The 25,890-nt window shown below is 72.4% G+C and carries 24 protein-coding genes; 12 read left to right on the top strand and 12 right to left on the bottom strand.

Annotation, left to right across the window (positions count from 1 at the left end; genetic code table 11):
• Nucleotides 1–13: 13 nt before the first annotated feature.
• The gene (locus ACFWBT_RS14900) at nt 14–307 is read right to left on the bottom strand and encodes a hypothetical protein (RefSeq protein WP_266758176.1); all 294 of its coding nucleotides are present in this window, start codon (nt 305–307) and stop codon (nt 14–16) included.
• A 161-nt stretch (nt 308–468) separates the two neighbouring features.
• On the opposite strand from ACFWBT_RS14900, the gene ACFWBT_RS14895 reads away from it, so the two are divergent.
• Nucleotides 469–1,032 (top strand): hypothetical protein, encoded by a 564-nt coding sequence (locus ACFWBT_RS14895; RefSeq protein WP_385699811.1) that lies wholly within the window; start codon nt 469–471, stop codon nt 1,030–1,032.
• Here the strand turns inward: ACFWBT_RS14895 and ACFWBT_RS14890 are convergent.
• The 5 genes from ACFWBT_RS14890 to ACFWBT_RS14870 form a co-directional block, all read right to left on the bottom strand.
• Complete coding sequence (locus ACFWBT_RS14890) at nt 1,029–2,039, bottom strand: LLM class F420-dependent oxidoreductase (RefSeq protein ID WP_385699808.1); 1,011 nt, start codon at nt 2,037–2,039, stop codon at nt 1,029–1,031. The genes ACFWBT_RS14895 and ACFWBT_RS14890 overlap by 4 nt on opposite strands.
• Before the next feature lie 116 nt (nt 2,040–2,155).
• Complete coding sequence (locus ACFWBT_RS14885) at nt 2,156–2,965, bottom strand: hypothetical protein (RefSeq protein ID WP_385699805.1); 810 nt, start codon at nt 2,963–2,965, stop codon at nt 2,156–2,158.
• 173 nt (nt 2,966–3,138) lie between these two features.
• Entirely contained in the window at nt 3,139–4,104 is a 966-nt protein-coding gene (locus ACFWBT_RS14880; RefSeq protein ID WP_385699803.1) for an N-acetylmuramoyl-L-alanine amidase, read from the bottom strand.
• Between the two features lie 22 nt (nt 4,105–4,126).
• The gene (locus ACFWBT_RS14875) at nt 4,127–4,777 is read right to left on the bottom strand and encodes a class I SAM-dependent methyltransferase (protein WP_385699800.1); all 651 of its coding nucleotides are present in this window, start codon (nt 4,775–4,777) and stop codon (nt 4,127–4,129) included.
• Between the two features lie 231 nt (nt 4,778–5,008).
• Entirely contained in the window at nt 5,009–6,754 is a 1,746-nt protein-coding gene (locus ACFWBT_RS14870) for an MFS transporter (protein WP_385699797.1), read from the bottom strand.
• Between the two features lie 298 nt (nt 6,755–7,052).
• On the opposite strand from ACFWBT_RS14870, the gene ACFWBT_RS14865 reads away from it, so the two are divergent.
• From ACFWBT_RS14865 to ACFWBT_RS14845, 5 genes are all read left to right on the top strand, one after another.
• Nucleotides 7,053–9,302, top strand: coding sequence for an acyl-CoA dehydrogenase (locus tag ACFWBT_RS14865; RefSeq protein ID WP_385699794.1), 2,250 nt, complete (start codon nt 7,053–7,055; stop codon nt 9,300–9,302).
• 7 nt (nt 9,303–9,309) lie between these two features.
• Entirely contained in the window at nt 9,310–10,503 is a 1,194-nt protein-coding gene (locus tag ACFWBT_RS14860) for a lipid-transfer protein (RefSeq protein WP_385699792.1), read from the top strand.
• 235 nt (nt 10,504–10,738) lie between these two features.
• A complete protein-coding gene (locus tag ACFWBT_RS14855) occupies nt 10,739–12,166 on the top strand; it encodes an MFS transporter (RefSeq protein WP_385699790.1) in 1,428 nt (475 codons plus the stop codon).
• A 51-nt stretch (nt 12,167–12,217) separates the two neighbouring features.
• Complete coding sequence (locus ACFWBT_RS14850; RefSeq protein ID WP_385699787.1) at nt 12,218–12,760, top strand: SigE family RNA polymerase sigma factor; 543 nt, start codon at nt 12,218–12,220, stop codon at nt 12,758–12,760.
• Nucleotides 12,757–13,605 carry a hypothetical protein gene (locus ACFWBT_RS14845; protein WP_385699784.1) on the top strand — a complete coding sequence of 283 codons (849 nt, stop codon included), beginning with the start codon at nt 12,757–12,759 and terminating at the stop codon, nt 13,603–13,605. The genes ACFWBT_RS14850 and ACFWBT_RS14845 overlap by 4 nt, the downstream gene beginning before the upstream one ends.
• Nucleotides 13,606–13,623: 18 nt before the next feature.
• Here the strand turns inward: ACFWBT_RS14845 and ACFWBT_RS14840 are convergent, their stop codons facing one another.
• The 4 genes from ACFWBT_RS14840 to ACFWBT_RS14825 all read right to left on the bottom strand — a co-directional run bounded on the left by ACFWBT_RS14840 (nt 13,624) and on the right by ACFWBT_RS14825 (nt 17,315).
• Nucleotides 13,624–14,256, bottom strand: a complete 633-nt coding sequence (locus ACFWBT_RS14840) for a response regulator transcription factor (protein ID WP_266765660.1) — start codon at nt 14,254–14,256, stop codon at nt 13,624–13,626.
• A 73-nt stretch (nt 14,257–14,329) separates the two neighbouring features.
• Entirely contained in the window at nt 14,330–15,640 is a 1,311-nt protein-coding gene (locus tag ACFWBT_RS14835) for a sensor histidine kinase (protein ID WP_385699782.1), read from the bottom strand.
• Nucleotides 15,641–15,654: 14 nt separating this feature from the next.
• The gene (locus ACFWBT_RS14830) at nt 15,655–16,374 is read right to left on the bottom strand and encodes an ABC transporter permease (protein ID WP_385699780.1); all 720 of its coding nucleotides are present in this window, start codon (nt 16,372–16,374) and stop codon (nt 15,655–15,657) included.
• Nucleotides 16,374–17,315, bottom strand: a complete 942-nt coding sequence (locus ACFWBT_RS14825) for an ATP-binding cassette domain-containing protein (RefSeq protein WP_385699778.1) — start codon at nt 17,313–17,315, stop codon at nt 16,374–16,376. Before ACFWBT_RS14825 ends, ACFWBT_RS14830 begins: the two co-directional genes overlap by 1 nt.
• Before the next feature lie 297 nt (nt 17,316–17,612).
• Between ACFWBT_RS14825 and ACFWBT_RS14820 the strand changes: the two genes are divergently transcribed.
• The 3 genes from ACFWBT_RS14820 to ACFWBT_RS14810 all read left to right on the top strand — a co-directional run bounded on the left by ACFWBT_RS14820 (nt 17,613) and on the right by ACFWBT_RS14810 (nt 20,696).
• On the top strand, nt 17,613–18,470 hold the full coding sequence (locus tag ACFWBT_RS14820) for a MaoC/PaaZ C-terminal domain-containing protein (RefSeq protein ID WP_385699775.1): 858 nt from the start codon (nt 17,613–17,615) through the stop codon (nt 18,468–18,470).
• A gap of 34 nt (nt 18,471–18,504) precedes the next feature.
• Nucleotides 18,505–19,581: a Zn-dependent alcohol dehydrogenase gene (locus ACFWBT_RS14815; protein ID WP_385699772.1), complete on the top strand. Its 1,077-nt coding sequence runs from the start codon at nt 18,505–18,507 to the stop codon at nt 19,579–19,581.
• Between the two features lie 158 nt (nt 19,582–19,739).
• Complete coding sequence (locus ACFWBT_RS14810) at nt 19,740–20,696, top strand: 3-oxoacyl-ACP reductase (protein ID WP_385699769.1); 957 nt, start codon at nt 19,740–19,742, stop codon at nt 20,694–20,696.
• Nucleotides 20,697–20,798: 102 nt separating this feature from the next.
• Here the strand turns inward: ACFWBT_RS14810 and ACFWBT_RS14805 are convergent, their stop codons facing one another.
• Together ACFWBT_RS14805 and ACFWBT_RS14800 are read right to left on the bottom strand one after the other, a co-directional pair.
• Nucleotides 20,799–20,972 (bottom strand): hypothetical protein, encoded by a 174-nt coding sequence (locus ACFWBT_RS14805; protein ID WP_385699766.1) that lies wholly within the window; start codon nt 20,970–20,972, stop codon nt 20,799–20,801.
• A gap of 48 nt (nt 20,973–21,020) precedes the next feature.
• Nucleotides 21,021–23,417 (bottom strand): hypothetical protein, encoded by a 2,397-nt coding sequence (locus ACFWBT_RS14800; protein WP_385699764.1) that lies wholly within the window; start codon nt 23,415–23,417, stop codon nt 21,021–21,023.
• 244 nt (nt 23,418–23,661) lie between these two features.
• Between ACFWBT_RS14800 and ACFWBT_RS14795 the strand changes: the two genes are divergently transcribed.
• The 3 genes from ACFWBT_RS14795 to ACFWBT_RS14785 form a co-directional block, all read left to right on the top strand.
• Nucleotides 23,662–24,513 carry a Nif3-like dinuclear metal center hexameric protein gene (locus ACFWBT_RS14795; protein ID WP_385699761.1) on the top strand — a complete coding sequence of 284 codons (852 nt, stop codon included), beginning with the start codon at nt 23,662–23,664 and terminating at the stop codon, nt 24,511–24,513.
• A complete protein-coding gene (locus ACFWBT_RS14790) occupies nt 24,510–25,253 on the top strand; it encodes a zinc ribbon domain-containing protein (protein ID WP_385699853.1) in 744 nt (247 codons plus the stop codon). The genes ACFWBT_RS14795 and ACFWBT_RS14790 overlap by 4 nt, the downstream gene beginning before the upstream one ends.
• A 12-nt stretch (nt 25,254–25,265) precedes the next feature.
• A partial coding sequence (locus ACFWBT_RS14785) for a reverse transcriptase-like protein (protein WP_385699758.1) occupies nt 25,266–25,890 on the top strand: 625 nt, incomplete at its 3' end.

Below are 25,890 nucleotides of genomic sequence, written 5' to 3'. Positions count from 1 at the left end.
ACGCCTCGGACCGTCAGTGCCGGTGCATGCGGTTGGCGATCGCGTGGCCCACGAACAGGTAGACGACGGCGGCAAGACCGTAGCCGGCGACGACACGCGCCCACTGCTCGTCGAAGGTGAACAGGTCACGCGACCAGCCGGCCAGCCAGCTTGCCACGTCATGGATGAACTGCACGAGATCGTTGCCGGGGTTGGCATCGAGCAGATACATCAGAATCCAGAGACCGAGGATGACGGCCATAACATCCGCGACGATCGCGATGACCGTCCCCGCAGAATTCGAGCCGTTGCGATATCGAGGGGACATGACCAGCGTGTTGCCCGTCAATCCTGGATGAAACCCGAACGGGTGGGCTCAAGTGGCGTTGCCGCCGGGGCCGGGTGAGGCTGCCGGGGAGCGCCGTGTTCCCCCGAGACCGGGGAGAACCGGTGGACCGGGGAGAACCGTTCCCTCATCCGGAGGATCCCGTGCCCGTACCGATGCGGCGCCTGATGATGGCGCTGACCCTCTGCTGCGCCCTGCTCGGCGGTACCACAGCCTGTGGTGGCGGCGGCTCCGGGCAGGACGGCGCCGCCACGGTGCAGGCGGCCGCCACCCCGACCCCGACCGGTTCCGCGGAGAAGCAGAAGTTCGCCAAGACCCGCTTCGTGGCGAACGCGGGGCTCGCGGCCGGCGCCACCTACCAGTGGATCGTCAAACCCTGGAAGGCGGGCAAGTTCAAGAAGGACGCCAAGGGCCGCAGGGTCGCCCTGGTCAAGGCCGGGCTCGCGGGCGCCTTCGCGTACAACCGCCTCAAGGCCGCCACGAGGAACGCGCAGGGCGACCCCACGCTCTCCAGGGCCCTCGCTCCGCTCGCCGCGGGCATCGAGGCGCTCAAGGACCTGCCCGCCAAGCTGCGCAGGGGCGACTCCACCGACGCCGTGGCGAACTCCTTCGACGACATCATCAACAAGGTGAAGGCGGCCGGGAAGAGCGCGGGCGCCGAGGTCCAGGACCAGGTGCCGTCGGCGTCCCAACTCAGCGGCGGCTAGGAGTTCAGCTCGGCCAGGACGCGGAGCGTGTGCGGGTCCGGGGACAGGACCAGCAGGTCGGTCACCGGGCCCTTGCGCCACAACTCCAGCCGCTCGGCGATGCGTTCACGCGGTCCGACGAGCGAGATCTCGTCCGCGAAGGCGTCCGGCACGGCCAGAACGGCCTCTTCCCGGCGCCCTTCCAGGAACAGCCGCTGGATCCTGCGGGCCTCTTCCTCGAAGCCCATCCGGGCCATCAGGTCGGCGTGGAAGTTGCGGGCCGCGTGCCCCATCCCGCCGATGTAGAAGCCGAGCATCGCCTTGACGGGCAGCAGTCCTTCGGCGACGTCGTCGCAGACGTGCGCGCGGGCCATCGGTGCCACGAGGAAGCCGTCGGGCAGATCGGTGAGGGAGGCCTCGTAGGCCTGCGGACGCGTCGGCGACCAGTACAGCGGCAGCCAGCCGTCCGCGATCCGGGTCGTCTGCGCGATGTTCTTCGGGCCCTCGGCGCCGAGCAGGACGGGCAGTTCGGCCCGGAGCGGGTGCGTGATCGGCTTCAGCGCCTTGCCGAGCCCCGTGCCGTCGGCGCCCCGGTACGGGTGGGAGTGGAAGCGTCCGTCGAGCTCGACCGGCCCCTCGCGCCGGAGGACCTGGCGCACGACATCGACGTACTCCCGGGTCGCGGTCAGGGGTGACTTGGGGAACGGCCGCCCGTACCAGCCCTCGACGACCTGAGGTCCCGACAGGCCGAGCCCGAGCATCATGCGCCCGCCTGAGAGATGGTCGAGGGTGAGCGCGTGCATCGCGGTGGTGGTGGGCGAGCGGGCGGCCATCTGCGCGATGGCCGTGCCGAGCCGGATACGCTCGGTGTGCGCGGCGATCCAGGTGAGCGGGGTGAAGGCGTCCGAGCCCCACGACTCCGCGGTCCACACGGAGTGGTAGCCGAGCCGCTCCGCCTCCTGGGCGAGCGGCACATGGTCCGCCGAGGGGCCGCGCCCCCAGTAGCCGAGCGCGAGACCGAGCCGCATGTCGCCTCCAGAAGCAGAGTTCTGACGGTCCGTCAGTTCGTGGGGTGCTGCGACTGTACGACAACGGCCCCCCGCCGGAAAGGGCGAGGGGCCGTTGCGACGGCGATGAGGCGGGGTCAGCCGCGCTGGATCCCCGAGGTGTCCTGCAGCACGCCACGACGGCCGTCCTGCGTCTGCGCCACCAGGGTCGCACCGCGCTGCTCGACGGCCAGGTACCAGGTGCCCGGCGCCAGTTCGGCGATCGGCGCCTGCGCGCCGTCCTCCGAGAACAGCGGCCGCGCCACCGGCACGGCGAACCAGAACGGCGAGAAGTCCTGGGCGGGCTGCTGCGTCTGCGGAGCCGACGGCTGGCTCGGCTGCCCGCCGAACGGCTGGCCCTGCTGCTGCGGCTGCGGCGGCTGGGCGCCGTAGGGCTGCTGACCGGGCTGACCCGGCTGCGGGGCGCCCGGGTACCCGTAACCACCCGGCGGCTGACCACCGTAGGGCAGGGGGGCCGGCGGCTTGGGGGCACCGACGAGGGCGACCTTGAGCGCGGGGACGAGCGGGGTGGCCACGGCGGCACCGGCCAGGACCAGGGCCGCGAGGAAGCCGATGATGGTTCCGGCGGCGGCGTCGGCGCCATCGCCGACGTCCACGAGCGACCAGAACAGGATCCAGGCGACGAGCACCGTGAAGGCCACGCCGATCGTGCCCAGGTCGAGCCCGGCGACCTTGCGCGGCTGCGGCAGGCAGCGGTTGACGACGATCAGAGCGGCGCCGATGACCCCACCCATGTAAATACCGAGGCCTTGGCCGAGGCTGTCCCACGCGGTCGCGTCGTAGTTGAACCCGGAAACGGAGTAGAGCTTGAGGAACGACGCGATGAACAGCAACACCGCTGCTCCGATCACCACGCCGTCGCCTCGAGTGAGGGAGCGGATATTCACTTCAGGTCCTTCGTCAGTCGTCTCGTCATCGATGGAGGCATCGCTGCTCGCCGTGTCGCCGTCATGGTGTCGCCGTCGGGACTCGGTGTGAAGCTCGGGGGTGGCCCTTTATCGTACGGACGACACTATCGTCCGTACGATCCGGGTGTCCGCCGGGTTCGGTCCGTAGATCACTACCCGTGCAGGAAACTCACGATTCCCTCAGAGATCCCCCGTGCCGCCTTCTGCCGCCATGCGCTACTGGTCAGCAGCGCAGCGTCCTTGGTATCGCGCATATTGCCGCACTCGATGAACACCTTCGGAACCGTTGACAGATTGAGACCGCCGAGGTCCTTCCGGACCACCAGTCCGGTGCCGTCGCCGATGTAGTTGGAGGGCGCGCTGCCCGTCTCGCGGACGAACAGACCCGCGACGCGCTCACCCAGGTCGCGGGAGGAGCCGACGATCGGGCGGGTGTCGGCGGCGTTCGCGTGCACCGATCCCGGAAGGATCACGTGGAAGCCGCGGTTGCCGGCCGCCGATCCGTCGGCGTGGATGGAGACGACCGCGTCCGCGTGCGCCGCGTTGCCGATGCGGGCCCGCTCGTCGACGCACGGGCCCCAGGAGCGGTCGCCGTCCTGGGTGAACTTCACCGTGGCGCCCCGCTCTTCGAGGATCGTCCGCATCCGGTGCGCGACGTCGAGGGTGAACCGGGCTTCCGTGTAACCCGCGTTGGTCGACGTGCCGGTGGTGTCGCACTCCTTCGAGTTCGTCCCGATGTTCACCTGGCGGTTGATCTCGGACGCGTGCTGGAAGTTGCCGGGGTTGTGCCCCGGATCGATGACGACGACCTTGCCCTTGAGGGAGCCGGAGGCGGCGGGCGCGGAGGAGGAGGGCGCCGGGGCCGACGACTTGCTCGGCCTGCCGTCGTCCGTCGCCGAGGCGGACGGCCGCGCGGAGGGGGAGGCGGAGCCGGGCGCGGAGGACGACGACCCGGGAACGGCCCGGTCGGACCCGCCCCCGGAATCGTCCCCCACCGCCTGCCACACCAGCCATCCGGCCAGTGCGCCCGGTACGAGCGCGGCGAGCGCGACGGTGAGAGGTCCGCGCCGGGAACGGCGCGGCTGGGGCGGATCGAAGTCAGGGCCTACGTACGACACGTCAGCGACTCTAACCGGGCGCTCAGATCCCTGCTCCGGTTCGCCGCAGGACACGCAGCGACTCGGTCACCGCGATCTCGGTGAACGCGCCTGATTCCAGGGCCCGGAGGTAGACGCGGTAGGGGGCCTGGCCGGTGAACTCGTCGGCGGGGTCCGGGAACACGTCGTGGATGACCAGGAGGCCGCCCTCGGCGACATGCGGTGCCCAGCCCTCGTAGTCGCCGCTCGCGTGCTCGTCGGTGTGGCCGCCGTCGATGAAGACGAGACCGAGGGGCGTGCGCCAGAAGGCGGCGATCTGTGGGGAGCGGCCGACCAGCGCGACCACGTGCTCCTCCAGGCCCGCCCGGTGGAGGGTGCGGCGGAAAGCGGGGAGCGTGTCCATGAGGCCGATCTCCGGGTCCACCGTGGACGGGTCGTGGTACTCCCAGCCCGGCTGCTGCTCCTCGCTGCCCCGGTGGTGGTCGACCGTGATCGCGGTCACCCCGGCCTCGCGCGCCGCGTCGGCGAGCAGGATCGTGGAGCGGCCGCAGTAGGTGCCGACCTCCAGGAGCGGCAGCCCGAGCCGGCCGGTCTCGACGGCCGCCTCGTACAGCGCGAGTCCCTCACCCCGGGGCATGAACCCCTTCGCGGCCTCGAAAGCGGCGAGGATCTCGGGCTTGGGTGCCGCGGGCATGGGGTCTCCTCCATCGGGTGTGAACAGTGCGTGCGGATGTCCGGCGCGGATGTCCGGCGCGGATGTCGGGTGCGGACGTCGGGTGCGGACGTCCGGTGTCGGCATCCGGTGTCGCCATCCGGTGCGAACGAACCGGACGTACGGGTCCCTGGCCGCCGCCCCATCGTGCACCACACCCCCGCCGCGTGGGCGGCGGGGGTGTCGATGGTCACTCGGCCGAGACCCTCGGCGTCAGGCGGTGACCTCGGCGTTCTCGCCCGGCAGCGACAGGTCGAGGGCGACCGGCCGGTCGTCGCCCGCGTGGGTCGCCGACGAGGCGAGCGGGCCGTGGCCGGTGGCCCGGGCGGCGAGCACGTACGGGCCCTGGGCCGGCACGGCGAGCGCGTAGCTGCCGTCCTCGGCGGAGAGGGTGGCACCCGCCTGGCGGCCGCGCCGGTCGATCAGGGTGACCTTGGCGCGGGGGACCGGGGCGCCCTCGGCGTTCAGGACCCGGCCGCGGAAGCCGCCGAGCACCTCGTGCGCCCGCTCCAGCGCGGCGTCCTCCTCGCTGCTGGCACGCAGCTGAGGCTTGGTCGCCGGGGGCCGGCCGGGCAGGAACAGGGCCATGAGCAGGCCGACCGCGACCGCGCCCGTGGCGATCAGGAAGGACACGCGGAAGCCGTGCATGGTCGGGACCGCGACCCCGCCCACGTGGTTCGCCGTGTTGGCGAGCACCATGCCGATGACGGCGCTCGACACGGACGTACCGATGGAACGCATCAGCGTGTTCAGGCCGTTCGCCGCGCCCGTCTCCGAGGCCGGGACGGAGCCGACGATCAGGGCGGGCAGTGAGGAGTAGGCGAGGCCGATGCCCGCGCCCAGGACGACCGCGATGACCAGGGACTGCCAGGCGGCGCTCATCAGGCCGAGGCCCGCGCCGTAGCCGATCGCGATGATCACCATGCCGATGATCAGCGTGACCTTCGGGCCGTACTTCGCCGACAGCCGGGCGTACACGGGGGCGGTGATCATCATCGTCAGGCCGAGCGGTGCCACGAGCAGACCCGCGGTCACCATCGACTGGCCGAGGCCGTAGCCGGTGGACGTCGGCAGCTGGAGCAGCTGCGGCAGGACCAGCGAGACGACGTAGAAGGAGACCCCGACCATGATCGAGGCGAGGTTGGTGAAGAGGACCGCGGGGCGGGCCGTGGTGCGCAGGTCTACCAGCGGAGCCTTCAGGCGCAGCTCCATCACGCCCCAGAGCAGGAGCACGGCGACCGACGCGCCGAACAGGCCGAGCGTGGTGGGCGCGGTCCAGCCCCAGTCGCTGCCCTTGGTGATCGGCAGCAGGAAGAGCACGAGCCCGACGGACAGGCCTATCGCGCCGAGCACGTCGAAGGTGCCCTCGGCGCGCATCGGGGACTCCGGCACGAGGACGAGGGTGAGGACGATCGAGAGGACTCCGAGGCCCGCGGCGCCGAAGAAGAGGGCGTGCCAGTCGGCGTGCTGGGCGACGAGGGCCGCGGCGGGCAGCGCGAGCCCGCCGCCGACGCCGATCGAGGAGCTCATCAGGGCCATCGCGGAGCCGAGCTTCTCGCGGGGCAGCATGTCGCGCATCAGGCCGATGCCCAGCGGGATCGCGCCCATCGCGAAGCCCTGGAGCGAACGGCCCACGATCATCGGCACCAGGGCGCTGGTCAGCGCGCTGATCAGGGCGCCGACCACCATCACGGCCAGGCTGGTGAGCAGCATGCGCCGCTTGCCGAAGAGGTCGCCGAGGCGGCCCATGATCGGCGTGGCCACGGCGCCCGAGAGCAGGGTCGAGGTGAGGACCCAGGTGGCGTTGCTGGGCGTGGTGCTCAGCAGCGCCGGCAGGTCCTTGATGACCGGGACGAGCAGGGTCTGCATCACCGCGACAACGATGCCCGCGAAGGCGAGCACCGGCACGGTAGCGCCGCTCGGCCTCCGCGCGGGCTGGTCGGTCGTCGTGTGCGTCATCGCGTGGGGCCTCCAGGCCGTAAGAAAAAGGGGGCGCTCGGGAGAGAAGCGAGCGCTGATCCGTGCGGGCGGATGCGGGGACGGTCGGTCGGGTGATCCATGCGGATGCGGGGACGTCGGTCGGGTGATCCGTGCGGGATACGTGCAGGGGGAACCCGGTGCGCCTGGGCAACTATTCCGATGCTTCGGCGTACTAACGAATTCTTGACCGATCCATGGGTATCTGACCTACCGTCAGAATGAAACGTGTTCTAGTCTGGCGCGGATCCACGCACCTTGGGCCTTTGGGGAGGCACGCATGGGCATCGCGATCACGCCGGAGCAGCGAGAGCTGGCCGAGGCCGTACGCGGCTGGATCGCCCGGGCCGTGCCGCCCGAGGAGGTCCGCAAACTCCTGGACGCCCCCGGCAGCGGCCGACCACCGTTCTGGGACGCGCTCGCCGCACAGGGACTCCTCTCCGCGCACCTTCCCGAGGCGTACGGCGGTGGCGGCGGCGACCTCGTCGACCTGGCTGTCGTCGTGGAGGAGGCCGCGCGGGCAGCGCTGCCGGGACCGTTCGTCGCGAACGTCCTGGCGTCGGCGGTACTGGCGGCGGAGGTCGCCGGCGGAACGGGCGATGCCGTACGAGCGGCGGGGCGCGGAGATCTCGTACGGGCCCTGGGCCGCGGGGAGCGCATCGGCGCCGTCGCGTTCGGTGTCGGCTCCCTGACGGCCCGCGCGGCGGACGGCGGGTACGTGCTCGACGGGACGGCACCACCCGTGCTGTCCGGCGCCGACGCGGACGTGCTCGTCCTGGCGGCGTCGGGCGGGGGCGCGGCTTCGGGTGACGGCGCGGTGTCATACGGAGACACCGTGTCCGGGGGCGTTCTCTGGCTGGTCGTGGACGCCGCCGATCTCGTCGTCCGGGCGCACGAGAGCGCCGATCCGACGCGGGCGACCGCCGAGGTCCGGGCGGAAGGGGCGCGGATCCCCGCCGACCGCGTCCTCGCGGTCGACCCGTCGCTGGTGCGGGACCTCGCCGCCGTCGTCCTCGCCGCGGACGCCTGCGGCACCGCGGCATGGGCGCTGGACACGGCGGCCGGGCACGCCAAGGTCCGCGAGCAGTTCGGCCGGCCCATCGGACACTTCCAGGGCGTCAAGCACCTGTGCGCCGACATGCTCGTACGGCTGGAGCAGGCGCGGGCCCTCACCTGGGACGCGGCACGCGCCGGTCAGGCCCCTCGCGGAATCGGGCAGGAGCCGTCCGGCGTACGGGAGTTGGTGGCATCCCTCGCCGCGGGAGCCGCCCTCGACGCCGCCTGCTCCTGCGCCAAGGACTGCGTCCAGATCCTCGGCGGCATCGGGTTCACCTGGGAGCACGACGCCCATCTGTATCTGCGCCGGGCCCTGGTGGCACGGCAGCTGCTCGGGGCGGGAAACGGACACCTGCGGCGGGCCGCGCGGCTCGCCCGCGGCGGCGTACGGCGCGAACTGCGCCTGGAACTGCCACCGGAGGCGGACGCGTACCGGGCCGAGGCCCGTCGGGTGATCGACCGGGTGCGCGGGCTCGATCCCGCGGCCGTACGCCGGTCCCTGGCACCCACCGGACACGCCGCCCCGCATCTGCCCCCGCCGTACGGACTCGGCGCGGGACCCGTCCAACAGCTCGCCGTGCAGCAGGAACTGGCGGCGGCGGGTGTGCGGATCAGTGATCTGGGGATCGCGACCTGGGTCGTGCCCTCCCTCATCGCGTACGGCACCGGCACGCAGCAGGAGCGCTATCTGCTGCCCACCCTGCGCGGCGACCTGCTCTGGTGCCAGCTCTTCTCGGAGCCGGGCGCCGGCTCCGACCTCGCCTCGCTGCGGACCCGCGCCGAGCGGACGGCCGACGGGCGGTGGCGGATCAACGGGCAGAAGGTGTGGACGAGCGCTGCGCAGTGGGCCGACCACGGCATCCTCCTCGCCCGGACGAACCCGGAGGCCCCCAAGCACAAGGGGCTCACCTACTTCGTCGTCGACATGAAGAACACACGCGGCATCGACATCCGCCCCCTGAAGGAGATCACCGGGGACTCCCTCTTCAACGAGGTCTACTTCGACGACGTGCTGCTGCCCGCGGACGCGGTCGTCGGCGAGGTCGACGACGGCTGGCGCGTCGCCCGCAACACGCTCGGCAACGAACGCGTCCACATGGCCGACCAGTTGACCTTCGACACGGGCCTCGAGGCACTGATCTCCGCCGACGCCGACGACTCCCGGCTGGGAGCCCTGCTCGCCGAGGCGCACGCGCTGGCCTGCATCGGACTGCGCACCACCCTCCGGCAGGTCTCGGGCGTGGAACCGGGCGCGGGCGCCTCCGTGCGGAAACTGGTGCAGACCGCGCACCAGCAGAAGGTCGCCGAACTCGGACTCGAACTCCTCGGCCCCGCAGGCGCGTTGCGTGAGGGCCCGGGCGAGCGGGCCGTGCACGGGTTCCTGCTCTCCCGCTGCCTGACCATCGCGGGCGGCACCACCCAGGTCCAGCTCAATGTCGTCGCCGAGCGCATCCTCGGCCTGCCACGAGACTAGGAACGCCATGAAGACGTACATCGTCGGTGTCGGCATGACCAGGTTCGAGAAGCCCGAGACCCGGGACTGGCAGTACTGGGACATGGTCCGGGAGGCCGGCTCCAACGCCCTGGCCGACGCGGGGATCTCGTACACGGACGTGGAACAGGTCCCCGTCGGCTACTGCTTCCAGGCGTCCACCGCCGGTCAGCGCGCCGCCTACGAACTCGGCCTGACCGGCAGGCCCGTCTACAACGTCAACAACAACTGCGCCACCGGGGCGAGCGCGTTGATGCTCGCCCGGCAGTTCGTGGAGGGCGGGATCTCCGACTGCGTCCTCGCGCTGGGCTTCGAGAAGATGAAGAAGGGGGCCCTGGGTTCGGGCGCCGACGGAGGGGACTTCAAGACCTCGCCCGTCGCCCGCCACTACGGGATCATGGCCGCCCGGCACGGCTTCGAGATGTCCCCGCCCACCGCGCAGATCTTCGGTGACGCGGCCCGCGAACACATGGAGCGGTACGGCACGACGGAGGCCCAGCTGGCCGCCGTCGGCGCCAAGAACCACCGCCACTCGGCGAACAACCCCTACGCCCAGTTCCAGGACGTGTACTCCGTCGACGAGGTCCTCGCCGCCAAGGCCGTGCACCGGCCGCTGACCAGACTCCAGTGCTCGCCCACCTCGGACGGAGCCGCCGCCGCCGTCGTCGTGTCCGAACGGTTCGCCGAGCGGCACGAGTTGGGGGACAGGGCGGTCGAGATCGTCGCCCAGTCGATGACCACCGACACCGAGGAGTCCTTCGCCTCCGGCTCCTGCATCGACGTCGTCGGACAGCCGATGTCGCGGGAGGCCGCGCGCCAGGTGTACGAACGCTCCGGACTCGGCATCGAGGACGTGGACGTCGTCGAACTCCACGACTGCTTCTCCGTCAACGAACTGCTGACCTACGAGGCGCTCGGCATGTGCGGGGAGGGGGAGTCGGGCGAACTCGTCGAGTCGGGCGCCACGACGTACGGCGGACGGTGGGTGGTGAACCCCTCGGGCGGGCTGATCTCCAAGGGCCATCCCCTGGGAGCGACCGGGATCGCCCAAGTGGCCGAACTCGTATGGCAGTTGCGAGGTGAGGCCGCCGCGCGGCAGGTGCCGGGGGCGCGCGTCGGACTCGCCCACAACATCGGACTGGGCGGCGCCGCGGTGGTCACGCTGCTGCGCGCGGGTGCCTGAGCCGCGCCGCCCTCAGCCGACGTGGTGCCCTTCCCGGTCTCCGGTCCCTGGTCTCCGGTCCCCGGTCTCCGGTCCCGGTTCCCGGTCCCTGGTCTCCGGTCCTCGGTCCCGGAGTCGGGCCGGAGCTGGTGCCGGGGCGCGGGGCGCCCGCCGACCCGTGGGAGGTCCTAGGTCCTGTGACGCACGTTCGCCTGCGTCGAAATCCCGATGCAAGGGGCGTAGGCCGCTTGAGAGCATGACATCCATGCTCCGAGCCGCTGAAGACACCCGCGTAACCGCACAGAGCCCGCCGCCCACCTGGGTGGTGGTCGCGCTCGCGTGCGCGGGGCAGTTCCTGGTCGTCCTGGACGTGTCCGTCGTCAACGTGGCCCTGCCGTCCATGCGGACCGACCTGGGACTGAGCGCGCCGGGGCTGCAATGGGTAGTGAACGCCTACTCGATCGCCTTCGCCGGCTTCATGCTCCTCGGCGGGCGGGCCGGGGACCTGTACGGGCGCAAGCGGATGTTCCTGGTGGGCCTCGCGCTCTTCACGCTCGCCTCGGTCGGCGGCGGCCTCGCCCAGGAGGGCACCCAACTGCTGGTCGCGCGGGCCGTGCAGGGGCTGGGAGCGGCGGTGCTCGCGCCCTCGACCCTGACGATCCTGACGTCGGCCGTCCCGGAGGGCGCCGCACGCGCGCGGGCCATCGCCACCTGGACCGCCGTGGGCGCCGGTGGCGGCGCGGCGGGCGGACTCGTCGGCGGGCTGCTGGTCGACGGGCTGTCGTGGCGCTGGGTGCTCCTCATCAACGTGCCCGTCGGCGCGGTGGTGCTGGCCGGCGCGGCCCGCTGGCTGGTCGAGAGCAGGGCCGGGGACGGGCGACGGCTCGACCTGCCGGGCGCGCTCCTGGTGACGGCGGGACTCGCCACCCTGGCGTACGGGATCGTGCAGACGGAGGCCGAGGGGTGGACGGCGGCGGCGACGCTCGTGCCGCTCTGCGCGGGTGCGGCCCTCATCGGCTTCTTCCTGGTCGTCGAGGCGCGGACCAGGGCGCCGCTGATGCCGCTGAAACTGCTGCGGCTGCGGTCGGTGTCCTCGGCGAACGCGGCCATGTTCGTCTCCGGCTCCGCGATGTTCTGCATGTGGTTCTTCATGACGCTGTACGCGCAGAACGTGCTCGGCTACTCGCCGCTGGACGCGGGCCTCGCCCTGGTGCCCAGCTCGCTCGCCGTGGTCATCGGCTCGAAGCTGGCGCCGCACCTCATGCCGGTGATCGGGGCGCGCACCGTGGCGGTCCTCGGCACGCTCCTGGCCGCGGCCGGCTTCGGCTGGCAGTCCACCATGACGGCGGACGGCTCGTTCCTCACGGCGGTCATGCTCCCCGGCGTCCTGATGATGGCCGGCGCGGGCCTGGCCGCGACCCCGCTGGCCGCGATCGCGACCTCGGGGGCCGCTCCGGAGGACGCGGGACTGGTGTCGGGCCTGGTCAACACCTCACGGGTGATGGGCGGTTCGCTGGGGCTCGCGATCATGTCCACGATCGCGGCGGCCCGTACGGGAGGCAGCGTCTCCGGGGAGGCGCTGACCGCGGGGTACGCCCTGGCGTTCCGCGTCAGCTGCGTGCTGCTGCTGGTCGGGGCGGTCCTGATGCTCGTCTGGCTGCCGCGGAGGAACTCTCGGATGTGAGGCAACGAAATCCGATCCTCGCGGACTCCTTCAGACATCTAGGAGGTGCTCATGGGGGATCGGAAACAGGCTCGGGACGAGGAGTTCCAGAGCTTTGTCGTCGGCCGCTGGCCGCGGCTGATGCGGACGGCATTTCTCCTGACGGGGGAGCAGCACGCCGCCGAGGACCTGGTCCAGACGACGCTGGAGCAGGTGTACGTGGCGTGGCGCAGGGTCGGCGCGGCCGACGAACCGGAGGCGTACGTCCGGCGCGTGATGATCAACGCGCACGCTCGCAAGCACCGCAGAAGACTCAAGGAGATCCTCGCGCCGAAGGACGACTCGGGCCTGACACGCGAGCTCCCCGACAGCGGTGACCCGATCGCCCGGGCCGACGACCGCGGAGCCCTGCTCACGGCACTCGCCCAACTGCCCCCGCGCCAGCGCGAGGCGGTGGTCCTCCGCTACTGGGAGGACCTGAGCGAGAGCCGGACGGCCGAGGCGATGGGCTGCTCGGTGGGCGCGGTGAAGAGCAACACGGCCAAGGGGATCGCGAAGCTCCGCGTCATACCGGGCCTGGCCGACACGGTGACGCACGGAGGGCGGAAGCGATGAGCACGAACCGGGAGACGAACCACGACATGGCGACGGACCGGGACATCGCCCTCCTGCTGGCCGAGGCGGCGGACGGGGTCGAGATCGGCACAGCCCCCTACCAGGCGGTGCTGCGCGGCGGCCGTCGGCGCAAGGCGCGCCGCTGGGCGATGGCGGCAGCGGCGGCCCTCGTCATCGCCGGTTCCACGGGCACGCTGGCGCTGGCCGGGGGGACGGGGGGCGACGGCAGCGGTGTCGAGCCGGCCGCCACCTCGCCGTCGACGCCGGAGAAGCGGCATGTGTACGCGCCGCAGGGCACGCCCCTGGCGCGGGGAACCGACCACGGCAGGGGCTGGACCATCCTCGTCCAGATGTGGGGGGCACCGCGGAACGCGGCGGAGGCGCGGATTCAGCGGACCAGGATGAGCGACTACGACGTCACCCCGACGGGAGCCCGCCACGCCTCCGACCTCGTGGGCAAGGAGTGGTTCTTCGTCCGCCTGCTTCCGGAGGGAGGGCCCCCGGCGACGCTGCTGAACGGCCCTGTGGAGAAAGGCGACTCTTATGCGGGCAAGATCATCGAGGCCGCCTCGGTACCACTGAGGATCGTCGGATCCGCGGGGGCCGACGCATCCCTGCGGCTCGTGATCGGCAAGGTCGCTCCGACCGCCCAGGAGGTCACCTGCACCTGGGACGACGGCACCACGGTCAAGGCTCTCAGGGACACCGCTCCTGGCACCATGCTCACCTCCCGCCTCGTCGACCTGATCCGGCCGGTCGCCGGCTCCCGGCCCGACTGGTTCGTGTGCCTGGCACCGGACGGCGGACATCACCGGCCGGCGCTGGCGGAGGTGACGAAGGGCTGAGGGCTCCGGGACGGGCCGCTACAGCCAGCCCTGTTGGCGGGCCTCCCGCATCGCCTCCATGCGGTTGCGGGTGCCCGTCTTGCCGATGGCGGAGGAGAGGTAGTTGCGGACGGTCGACTCGGAGAGATGGAGCTTGCCGGCGATGTCGGCGACGGTCGCGCCGTCCGCCGACGCCTTCAGTACGTCGCACTCACGGGCGGTGAGCGGATTGGGCCCGGCGCTCAGCGCGGCGGCGGCGAGCGCCGGATCGATGACGGTCTCCCCGGTCAGCACCCGCCGGATCGCCTCGGCCAGTTCCTCCACGGGGCCGTCCTTGACCAGGAACCCGGCGGCGCCGGCCTCCATGGCCCGCCGCAGGTAGCCGGGGCGGCCGAAGGTGGTGAGGATCAGCACCCGGCAGTCGGGCGCCTGCTCGCGCAGTTCGGCGGCGGCGTCCAGTCCGCTCATCCCCGGCAGCTCGATGTCCAGCAGCGCCACATCGGGCCGGCTGATCAGGGCCGTGTCCACGATCTCGTCCCCCGCGGACACCTGCGCGACCACCTCGATGTCCGCCTCCATCCCGAGCAGCAGAGCGAGTGCCCCGCGCATCATTCCCTGGTCCTCGGCGAGCAGGACACGGATGGACTTGGCGGGCCGGTGGTCCCGGGGCATCTCGTTCACGGGGCAAGGGTAGGCGGCGGGCGCCGGTAGCGGCCCGTGCCACCGGCCCTTCGGCCGGCAATCTTCAGGACGCACCCGAAGCCCGCGCCCGGGTGGGAGGGCTCGCGCCGGGCCCCGAGGTCGCCTGGATCGACGCCTCCGTCAAGTCCACCGCCTCCACCGGAAGTTCGGCTGCCACCTCGAAGCCGCCGTGGGGAGCCCGTCCCGCCCGCAGGGAGCCGCCTGCTGTGGCGAGGCGTTCGGTCAGGCCCTTGAGGCCGGTGCCGCCGATGCCCGGCTCGGGAGCGGCCGGGGAGGCGTCGGAGCCGTTGTCCGAGACGGTCAGGCGGACGAGGTCCGGCGTGCCGTCGACGGTGATCTTGCAGCGGGTCGCGTCACTGTGGCGTACGACGTTGGTGACGGCCTCGCGGAGCACCCAGCCGAGCAGGGCCTCGGCCTGCGGGACGAGGGGCGGCCCCGACTGCCGTACGACCGGCTCCACCCGCGCCGCGGACAGCGCCGAGCGGGCGCGGTCCAGCTCGGTGGCGAGGCTGCCCTCGCGGTAGCCGGTGACCGCCTCGCGGATCTCCGTGAGGGCCTGCCGGCCGACCGACTCGATGTCCGTGACCTGTACGAGGGCCGCGTCCAGATCGCGGGGGGCCAGCCGGCGGGCCGCCTCCGACTTCACCACGATGACGGAGAGCGTGTGCCCGAGCAGGTCGTGCAGGTCGCGGGAGAAGCGCATACGTTCCTTCTCGACGGCCCGGCGTGCCAGCTCCTCGCGTGCTTCGCGCAGTTCGCGCACCGCCTCGGAGAGGGACAGGATCGCGGCCGTCACCATCGTGGACAGGAAGGTGCCGTAGGCGACGTTCACCGCGTCCCAGCCCGCCCGGGCGACGGAGACCGCCGCGGCGAGCGCGGTCAGGCCGAGGCCGATCTGTCCGAGCCGGGGGCCGCGCAGGACCGCGCCGGTGGCCAGCCCGAGCAGCGGGAAGAAGTACAGCCAGCTGCCGCCGTACCCGAGGGCCAGCGCGCAGGTGACGATGCCCATCAGGACGAGCGCCACCCGGGTGGAGCGCGACTCCCGCTTCTTCTTCACGAACGCGCGGAACGTCACGTAGATGTAGAGGGAGTTGAAGACGAACAGGCCCAGGCCGCCGATCCAGGGCTGCTCCGTCCTGCCCTGGAAGAGGTTGGAGAAGGCGCCCATCCCCAGCAGCAGCCACGGCAGCAACGCGAAGCCGGTGGGCGGCGGGCCCGGGTTCTCGGGCAGCCGGCCGCCGCTCCTGCGCGCGGCCCGCTGCTCGGCCTTGAACCGTGCCATGTCCGCCTTCCAGCGGATCCGCTCGGCCCGCCACACACGGATCTGGCAGCCGACGCCTCGCATCCAGGACATGTCCCGCTCCCCGCTCAGACGGTTCGTGCTGATCGACGGTACGAGACCACGGCGTACGAACCGAACGCCAGCAGCCAGGCGGTGAGCACCGCCACCGCTCCGAGGGCCGGCGCCCGGCCCTCCGTGACCGACACACCCAGCTGCGCGAAGCGGTTCGTGGGCGTGTACGCGGCGATCGAGCGCAGCCAGCCGGGGAAGAGGGCGAGCGGGAACCACAGGCCGCCGACCACCGAGAGCCCCAGATTGCACACCATGTTCACGACACCCGTGGTCTGCGGGGTCAGCCGGTAGCCGTTGCCGAGGCCCAGCAGGGTGAAGGGGACCGAGCCGAGCCACAGGAGCACGGCCGTGACGGCCCACTGCCAGGCGTCCAGCCGTACGCCGTTGACCAGGCCGCCGGCCGCCAGCACCGCGGTGATCGCGGGCAGCACGGTCACCGAGCCGGTCAGCGCCCGCCCGAGCACCACCTCGCGGGGTGTCATCGGCGTCACCCGCAGCTGCCGCAGCCAGCCGGTCACCTTGTCCTCGGCGACCCCGCCGCCGGTGTTCAGCGCCGAGCCCACCGCGCCGTACGCGGCCATACCGACCATCGACGCCGTCTTCCACTCGCCGTCGTCGCCACCGCCGAGGTTGGTGAACAGCAGATACATCATCACCGGCATCGCGATCCCGCCGATCACGAAGCCGGTGTCGCGCAGCGTCCGGCGCACTTCGAGCCGCAGATAGTCGATCATCACACCTTCTCCGGAGTGCGCGAGGTGAGGGCCATGAACGCGTCGTCCAGGGACGCGGGGGCGACCTCCAGGCCGCGTATCGCGCCCAGTCCGGCCAGCGCGATCACCGTCGCGTCCGAGTCGACCGTCCGCAGCCGGGCGCGCTCCCCGCGCACCTCCACGGCCACCACACCGGGCAGCAGCGCCAGGTCCCGCGCGCCGCGTCCGGCCAGGTCGAGGGAGACCAGGCTGCCGCCCGCCGACCGCTTGAGCTGTTCCCCGGTCCCGTCCGCGACGATCCGCCCGCGGTCGATGACGACGATCCGGTCGGCGTGCGCGTCCGCCTCCTCCAGATAGTGCGTGGAGAAGAGCACGGTGTGACCGCGCCGGGCATACGCCCGCATCGATTCCCAGAACGCGCGCCGTGCCTCCACGTCGAGCGCCGCGGTCGGCTCGTCGAGGACGATCAGCGCGGGGTTCCCGGCGAGCGCCACCGCGAACCGCACCCGCTGCGTCTGCCCGCCGGACAGCCGGTCGACGCGCCGTCCGGCCAGTTCCGGGATGCCCGCGAGCCGCAGCGCTTCGGCCACCGGCAGCGGTGCGGGATAGCGCCCCGCCACGAAGGAGACCAGCTCCTGGACGGTGGCGCGCGGCACCGGCCGGGTGTCCTGGAGCATCGCGCCGACCCGTCCGGCGCGCACCGACTCCTCCGGGGGGCCTCCGAAGACGGCGACCGAGCCCTCGTCCGGCTCGTTCAGGCCGAGCAGCAGCGAGATCGCGGTCGACTTGCCCGCGCCGTTGCGGCCCAGCAGCGCCACCGTCTCGCCGCACGCCACCTCGAGGTCGAGACCGGCCGCGGCGCGCACGTCGCCGAAGGTCTTGACGGCCCCCGTGAAGGACACGGCCGGTGGTGTCCCTGTCGTCCGCGTCCCCGAAGTCCGCGTCCCCGTCGTCTGTGTCATGAGGACGACGCTAGGGCCCCGGGGGTCCGCCCCGGCAGATGCGATTGTCGGCGATCGGCCGGGACAAATGTCACGGCCGGCCGTCGCGGCACGCGCCCGCCCGGGGCCGCCGCACCTCTTGGATCTGACATGGCGTCAGTAGTCTTCACAAGTAATGGGCGCTGGGCTATACAAGGGTTCGCCGGACTGGAACGCGTTCTAGAACGAGCGGGTTCCACGGCCCAGTGTCGACCTCGGTGCGGCCGACGGTGCGGACGGTCGCACCGAGGTCTTTCGCGCAGTCGAGTCAGGAGCCCCATGCCCATTGACGCCGCCAAGGCCGTCGCAGCGGAACCGCGGACCGGAGAGATCGCCTGGAACCACAAGGACGTCCAGCTCTACCACCTGGGCCTGGGCGCCGGAATCCCCGCGACCGACCCCGACGAGCTGCGCTACACGCTCGAATCCCGGCTGCACGTCCTGCCGAGCTTCGCCACGGTGGCGGGCGCCGGATCACCGGGCGTGATCAGCGGCCTCTCCATGCCCGGCGTCGACGTCGACCTCGCCCGCGTCCTGCACGGCGGCCAGACCGTCCGGCTGCACCGCCCGATCCCCGCCGAGGGCACGGCCACCGCCACCGGCCGCATCGCCGCGGTGTACGACAAGGGCAAGGCCGCGATCCTCGTCATGCGCACCGAAGTGGCCGACGCCGAGGGCCCGTTGTGGACGAACGACGCCCAGATCTTCGTACGGGGCGAAGGCGGCTGGGGCGGCGACCGCGGCCCCAGCACCCGCCTCGAAGCGCCGACGGGCCCACCGGACCGAACCGTCGAACGCCCGATCCGCGAGGACCAGGCCCTCCTCTACCGGCTCTCCGGGGACTGGAACCCGCTGCACGCCGACCCCGAGTTCGCCAAGCTCGCCGGATTCGACCGGCCCATCCTGCACGGGCTGTGCACGTACGGCATGACGCTCAAAGCCGTCGTCGACACCCTGCTCGGCGGCGATGTGGCCCGCGTCCGCTCGTACACCACCCGCTTCGCCGGAGTCGTCTTCCCCGGCGAGACCCTGCGCATCCGGATGTGGCGGCGCGACGGCGGGGTCCGGGTGGCGGTGAGCGCGGTCGAACGGGACGACGCGCCGGTCCTCGCCGACACCGTCGTCGATCACACCTGACTGTCGTACGAACCGTCCTGAGGGGAGCCGCACCATGCGCGCAGCCGTACAGCACGAGATAGGCCAGGACAAACTCGAAGTCCTCGACGACGTCGAGGCGGTGGGCTTCGGACCCGGCAAGGTGCGCATCCGGGTGCGGGCCACGGGGCTGTGTCATTCGGACCTGTCCGCGATGAACGGCGTCCTGCCGCAGCCAGCGCCGTTCGTGCCGGGACACGAGGGCGCCGGCGAGATCACCGAAGTGGGTGACGGCGTCACCCACGTGAAGCCCGGCGACCGCGTCGTCATCTGCTGGCTCCCCGCCTGCGGCGTCTGTCCCGCCTGCAAACGCGGCCAGACGGAACTGTGCCTGGCCGGATTCATGAACGCGGGCACCCCCAACTTCAAGCGTCCCGGCGGCGACGTCTTCGGCTTCGCGGGCACCGGCACCTTCGCCGAGGAGGTCGTCGTCGACGCGGGCTGCGCGGTCCCCATCCCCGACGACGTGCCCTTCGACATCGCCGCCCTGATCGGCTGCGGCGTCACCACCGGACTCGGCGCCGCCCTCAACACCGCCGATGTGGAGGCCGGTTCATCCGTCGCCGTCATCGGCTGCGGAGGCGTCGGCATCTCCGCGATCCAGGGCGCCCGGCTCAAGGGAGCCGCCGAGATCGTCGCCGTCGACCCGGTCGCCTCCCGCCGGGAGGCCGCGCTCGGATTCGGCGCCACGAGGGCGGTCTCGCCCGACGAACTCGCCGACGCCAAGCAGTCGGTGACCGCGGGCGAGGGCTTCGACTACGTCTTCGAGGTCGTCGGCAGGTCCGCCACCGCACGCACCGCCTACGACCACACCCGCCGCGGCGGCACCCTCGTCGTCGTCGGAGCCGGCGCCATGGACGACTTCCTCCAGCTCAACATGTTCGAGCTGTTCTTCGACGAGAAGCGCATCCTGCCCTCCATGTACGGCGGCGGGGACGTCCTGCGGTCGTACGAGCGGACCATCGCCCTGTGGCGCGCGGGCCGCATCGACCTCGAAGGCCTGATCACCCACCGGGTGCCGCTGGCCGAGATCAACGAGGCGCTCGACCAGATGCGTTCGGGCACCGCGCTGCGGACGTGCATCGAGATCTGACACCGCCCGGCCGCCGAAGGGCCGGGACCCGACAGGGCGCCGGGGCCGGGCCCGGTGGACGGCCGGGACAACGGCCGGGCCCCCGGGGTGGCTGAGGTCCCGTCCCCCCGGGTGTCCGCCGAGGGCCGGGGCCTCCACCACAACCGTTAAGGACCCTGATGTCACTGCCACTTGAGGGGCTCACCGCGCTCGTCACCGGCGCCGGGCGCGGGCTCGGCCGGGCCGAGGCGCTGGAACTCGGCCGACTGGGCGCGGCCGTCGTCGTCAACGACTACGGGCAGCCCGGACGGGACGGCTCGGGCGAGGCCTCGGCCACCCCGGCCGAGGAGGTCGCCGCCGAGATCCGTGCGGCGGGCGGCCGTGCCGTCGCCCACACCGGAGACGTCGCCGACCACCAACAGGCCCGTGAACTGGTCGGCCTGGCGGTCGCCGAGTTCGGGAAACTGGACATCCTCGTCAACAACGCGGGCATCCTGCGCGACCGGATGGTCTTCTCGATGACCGAGGACGAGTGGGACTCGGTCATCCGGGTGCACCTCAAAGGCCACTTCAACACCACCCACTTCGCGTCCGTGCACTGGCGGGCCCGCTCCAAAGCGGCCGACGGACCCGTGTACGGGCGGATCGTGAACACCTCGTCGGAGGCGTTCCTCGCCGGATCCGCCGGACAGCCCAACTACGCGGCGGCGAAGGGCGGGATCGTCGGTCTGACCACCTCGACGGCACTGGCGCTCGCCAAGTACGGCGTCACCGCGAACGTCATCTGCCCGCGCGCCCGGACCCGTATGACGGAGGACGTCTTCGCCGGATTCGGGCGGCCCGACGACGGCCTGGACCCCCTCGCCCCCGAGCATGTCGCCCCGCTCGTCGGCTACTTGGCATCACCCGCCGCCGCGCACGTCAACGGCCAGCTCCTCGTGGTGCACGGCGGCATGATCGCGGTCGTCGAACGGCCGCGTGTGGCGGCGAAGTTCGACAGCAAGCAGGAAACCTTCAGCCACGACGAACTCGACGCGCTGCTCACGCCGTACTACGCGGACCGGCCGGGCGGCGAGACGTTCGCGGCGGCCGAGGTGCTGGGGCTCAGGCGGGACCGGGAGGACTCTCCCCGCTGAGCGGCCGGCCGTCGGCGAACAGGGGGAGTCTCACTCGGGAACGGCCCCGCTCGCCATGGTGCGAGCGGGGCCGTCCACCGGCTGGGCGTGCCGTCTGCCTTGTCAGGCCGTCGCCGTGCCCGTCTGGCCGGACGGCTTGCGGTGGCGGCCCTGAGGGGTCGCCTCGCCGTCACGGCCGGAGACCGGGCCGCGGTGCTTGCCGTGGCCTTCGGACCGGATCGTCGACGTGTCTCGGACGTCCGTGGCCTGCGCTTCCATGGTGCTGATGTCGTTCATCGAACTGTTCACCCCGTTGACAAGATTCTTCTTTGCAGCCGGGGGATTTTAACGTGCCGTCATCGCGCGGGAGTCGGAGGGTGACGTTTCTTCGCCCTCGCCGCCCCTTTCCGTCCCGGCCGCGGGGGCTGCCGCTTCCGCACTCACGACGGGGGGTGCGGGCTCGTCCCCGGACGCCGGACCGGCCGACTGGAGCGGGCCTGTGTGGAGGGGCCTTCGGTGAGTCGGCGGCGTCCGTGGTCCGACGGGCTCTGGCTTCTCCGCGGGCGCCTGCGGGCCTGCGGGGGGCAGCGGGGCCCGCTCGGCGGGGAGCAGGGAAGCCCGTTCGGAGGGGAGCAGCGAGACCCGCTCGGCGGGGAGCAGGGAGGCCCGTTCGGCCTCGGCCCCGAACCCCGGGCCACTCGTCAAGGGCCTCAGGGCCACTTCGCCCCTGAACTCCCCGAAGACCGACGGCCCTTCGGGATGCGCGTTGCCGGCCCCGAGCCCCGTGCCGACGGGGAGGGCCGCACGGGTCCTGGTGCCGAGGCTCATGCCGGGCGGGGGTGTGTCGGCGACCTTGGTCCAGAGAGACGGCTCGGGCGTGGGCGGTTCGGTGATCTCGATGGGAAGGCTCCCGGCCGGCACGACCGGCGCGACCGGCGCGACCGCCGCGACCGCCGCGACGGGCGGGAGGGGTTCAGAGGGCGCGGTCCTGCCGGCACCGGCACCGGCACCGGAACCGGCGTCGGTATGGGCACCGAGCCTCGCGACGGGCGGGAGCGGTTCGGCTGCCACGGTGTGGTGGCCCGTGAAAGGCGGGAGTGGTTGGGCCGTCTCGGTGTGGTGGCCGGTGAAGGGCGGGAGTGGTTGGGCTGCCTCGGTGTGGTGGCCCATGACGGGCGGGAGTGCTCCACCGATCCTGGTGCCGAGGCTCATGCCGGGTGGGGGCGTATCGGCGACCTTGGTCCAGAGGGGCGGCTCGGGCGGGCGGGGTTCCCCGGCCGAGATGCGGAGACCCCCGACGGCTGAGGCCGCTGCGGCGGGCGGGAGCGGTTCGGCCGTCACGCTGCCCGGGTCCATGTCCGCCCGCCGCGCTTCGGCGGGTGCGGTCCTGGCGGTGAGGCTCGTCACCGTCGGCAGCGGCTCCGCGTGCCTGAGCGCGTGACCCGCACCCGTGCGCGCTGCCTCGGCGGCCTCGACATCCAGGACCGTGTCGGTGCCGGGCGCCCTCGTCGTGTCCGTCCGCAGGGTCAGATGCACCGAGGGCGTCCGGTCCTGGCCCGATCTCGGGTCCGTCTGGTCGGGCGACGCGGCCGACCGGCCCTTCAGGGGTGCCTGCTGGAGGGGGACAGGGCGCGGCGCGGGACGTCTCGGGGGAGCCGGATTCCCCAGGTCCGGCTCCCCCGCCCCGTCGGGTGCTTCCAGTCGTGCGACGCCGCACGGTACGACCCCCGTCGCGTACGGCAGTTGGAGCACCCCCTCGGTGGTCCACAGCCCGGTGCCGGGCAACCAGCCCTCGGGCGCCTGACGATGGTGGATCCGGCGCTCGGACGGGCGCCAGACGCCCACCCAGGTGCCGCCCGGCCCGTCGATGCGCAGGGCGACGGCGCAGGACTCCGGGGTCAGCACCTGTCCCGGCTGGATCGCGAACGGGGTGATCGAGCAGCCCGTGGCGCTCAGGCAGTCCGGGAAGCGGACGGGCAGGGTGCTCCCGAGCACGCCCCAGCCCAGCCGTTCCCGGCCGGGGGACGGCGCGTCGGAACGGATGAGGAGAAGTCCGCTGTCCGCGTCCGCGAGAAGCAGCCGGTCGTTGCTGTGCTCGGCGATCTGGAGGAGCGGCGACACCTCTCCGCCGCGCTCCAGGTCGACGACCACCGTCTTGGTGCTGCCGTTCTGGAAGCGGTCCAGCGCGAGCAGGCGGCCCGTGCCGTCCAGCCACACCCCTCCCGAGCAGTGGCCCGGTACCTCGGCCAGGTGCTCGGGGCCGAAGGCGCCGCCCGCCACCAGCCACACCGCCGTGGATCCCCGGCCCACGGCGAGGGCGTACGCGCGCTCCCCGTCCGGCGCGGGCGGCAGCAGCCGCATCCGGGTGCCGGCGTCGGGGCACTCCACCGCGCCGAGCGGGAGCTCGCCGGTGCCGGGACCGGTCGGGTAGAGGAGGGAGAAGGCGTGGCGTCCGTCGGCCACGCGATGGATCAGCACCCGTCCGTCGGCCAGCGGCAGCACCTCGGTGCCGGGTTCCTCCGGCTGAGGGCCGGGCAACGGCACGGCGTACGGCTCGGGGCCGTCCAGCGTCCAGCGCTCCGGGTACCAGGACTCGCCGTCGCGCGCGAGCCGCGCCCCGTAGGCGCCGTCGACGGTGATCACGCAGAGGGGACGGGCAGGCCACCGGCTCGCGTCGTCGCCGTACTCGCCGCCGTTCTCGCGTTCGCTCTGCACCACGGGCTCCGTCGCACCGGCCGTCATCGTTCGGTCACCTCCGGCGACGAAGGTAGTTTTCGCACGCACAGACGTGGGACCGACGGGCTGCCGCTTCACACATAAGGGTGGCCATGTCGGGATTCGCCTGAGGGAACGGGGGCGGATGTGCTGAACGATGGTGGGGAGACCGGGCCGGGAGCGGCGGGAACGCGTTCGGTCCGTCGTCCGGGTGACGGTCCCGTGGTCCGCGACCGGTCGGACCGGGACGTAAGCCAGGTAGCCTTTCCCCGTGCCCCGTCTGTCTGAAGTCATCGCCGCGCTCGACGCCCTCTGGCCACCGGAGCGGGCCGAGGGGTGGGACGCGGTCGGCACCGTCTGCGGCGACCCCGACCAGGAGGTCACGCGCGTTCTGTTCGCCGTCGACCCGGTCCAGGACATCGTCGACGAGGCGGTGAAACTGGACGCCGACCTGCTCGTCACCCACCACCCGCTGTATCTGCGCGGTACGACGACCGTCGCGGCCGGCACCTTCAAGGGCCGCGTCGTGCACACGCTGATCAAGAACGACATCGCGCTGCACGTCGCCCACACCAACGCCGACCGCGCCGACCCGGGAGTCAGCGACGCCCTGGCCGGGGCGCTGGACCTGCGCGTCGTACGGCCTCTCGTGCCGGACGCCACCGATCCCGAGGGGCGCCGGGGCCTCGGCCGCGTCTGCGAGCTGGACCACCCGCTGACCGTGCGCGAGCTCGCCGCCCGGGTCGCCGAGCGGCTCCCCGCGACCGCGCAGGGCATCCGTGTCGCGGGCGACCCCGAGGCGCTGGTGCGCACCGTCGCGGTCAGCGGCGGCTCCGGGGACAGCCTCTTCGACGACGTGCGCGCCGCGGGCGTGGACGCCTTCCTCACCGCGGACCTGCGGCACCACCCGGTGTCCGAGGCCCGCGCCCACAGTCCTCTCGCGCTGCTCGACGCGGCGCACTGGGCCACCGAGTGGCCCTGGTGCGAGCTGGCAGCAGCCCAGCTCGACGAGATCTCCGACCGGAAGGGATGGGGACTGCGCGTCCACGTCTCCCGGACGGTCACCGACCCCTGGACCGCCCACGCGGCCTCACACAACGACACATCAGGAGCCCCCAACTGAACGCCGCGCCCGCCGACCAGATCCGACTTCTCGACGTCCAGGCCCTCGACGCCCGTCTGCAGCAGCTTGCGCACCAGCGGAGGTCGCTGCCCGAGCACGCCGAGATCGAGTCGCTGAACAAGGACCTCACCCAGCTGCGCGACCTGCTCGTCGCCGCGCAGACCGAGGAGAGCGACTGCGCCCGCGAGCAGACCAAGGCCGAGCAGGACGTCGACCAGGTGCGTCAGCGCGCCGTCCGCGACCAGCAGCGCCTCGACTCGGGTGCCGTCACCTCGCCCAAGGACCTGGAGAACCTCCAGCGCGAGATCGTCTCCCTCGCCAAGCGCCAGGGTGACCTGGAGGACGTCGTCCTCGAGGTCATGGAGCGCCGCGAGTCCGCCCAGGAGCGGGTCGCCGAGCTGACCGAGCGCGACGCCTCCGTCCAGGCGAAGATCGACGACGCGACCGGGCGTCGTGACGCCGCCTTCGAGCGGTTCGACGGCGAGGCCGCCACACTCACCAAGGAGCGCGAGGTCATTGCCGCCTCGGTGCCCGCCGATCTCCTCAAGCTCTACGACAAGCTGCGCCTCCAGCAGGGTGGCGTCGGCGCCGCCCGGCTCTACCAGCGCCGCTGCGAGGGCTGCCGCCTGGAGCTCAACATCACCGAGGTCAACGATGTGAAGGCGGCCTCCCCCGACACCGTGCTGCGCTGCGAGAACTGCCACCGCATCCTCGTGCGTACGTCCGAGTCCGGCCTGTAGGGAGTTCGGCGCGTGCGGGAGTTCATCGTCGAGGCCGACGGAGGTTCCCGGGGCAACCCGGGGCCCGCGGGCTACGGCTCCGTGGTCATCGACGCGGCCACGGGGGAGACGCTGGCGGAGCGTGCCGAGTACATCGGCGTCGCCACCAACAACGTCGCGGAGTACCGGGGCCTGGTCGCCGGGCTGCGGGCGGCCCGCGACCTCGACGCGACCGCACGGGTCCGGGTCCGGATGGACTCCAAGCTCGTCGTCGAGCAGATGTCCGGACGCTGGAAGATCAAGCACCCGGACATGAAGCCCCTGGCGGCGGAAGCCGCCCGTGTCCTCCCGCCCTCCCAGGTCACCTACGAGTGGATGCCGCGCGAGCGGAACAAGCACGCGGACCGGCTGGCCAACGAGGCGATGGACGCCGGTAAGCGCGGCGAGACGTGGTCGCCGTCGGCGTCGACGGCGGAACTGGACGCTCGGGCGGCACGCTCCGCGGCGCCCGAGCCGACGACCCCGCCCGGCGACGCGAAGGCAGGCGCGGCGAAGGCGCGAGCAGCACTGTCCACCACCCGCGGCGGCGACGCGGCGCCCCGGGAGGGGCGCGAGGAACGGCGCGACCAGCCCCCGGCGGGCGGCACTCGGACGACTG

The organism is Streptomyces sp. NPDC060027 (genome assembly GCF_042737005.1).
Lineage (GTDB): Bacteria > Actinomycetota > Actinomycetes > Streptomycetales > Streptomycetaceae > Streptomyces.
Note: the sequence above shows the minus strand (reverse complement) of the source record. Positions and strands in the feature narration are given on the sequence as shown.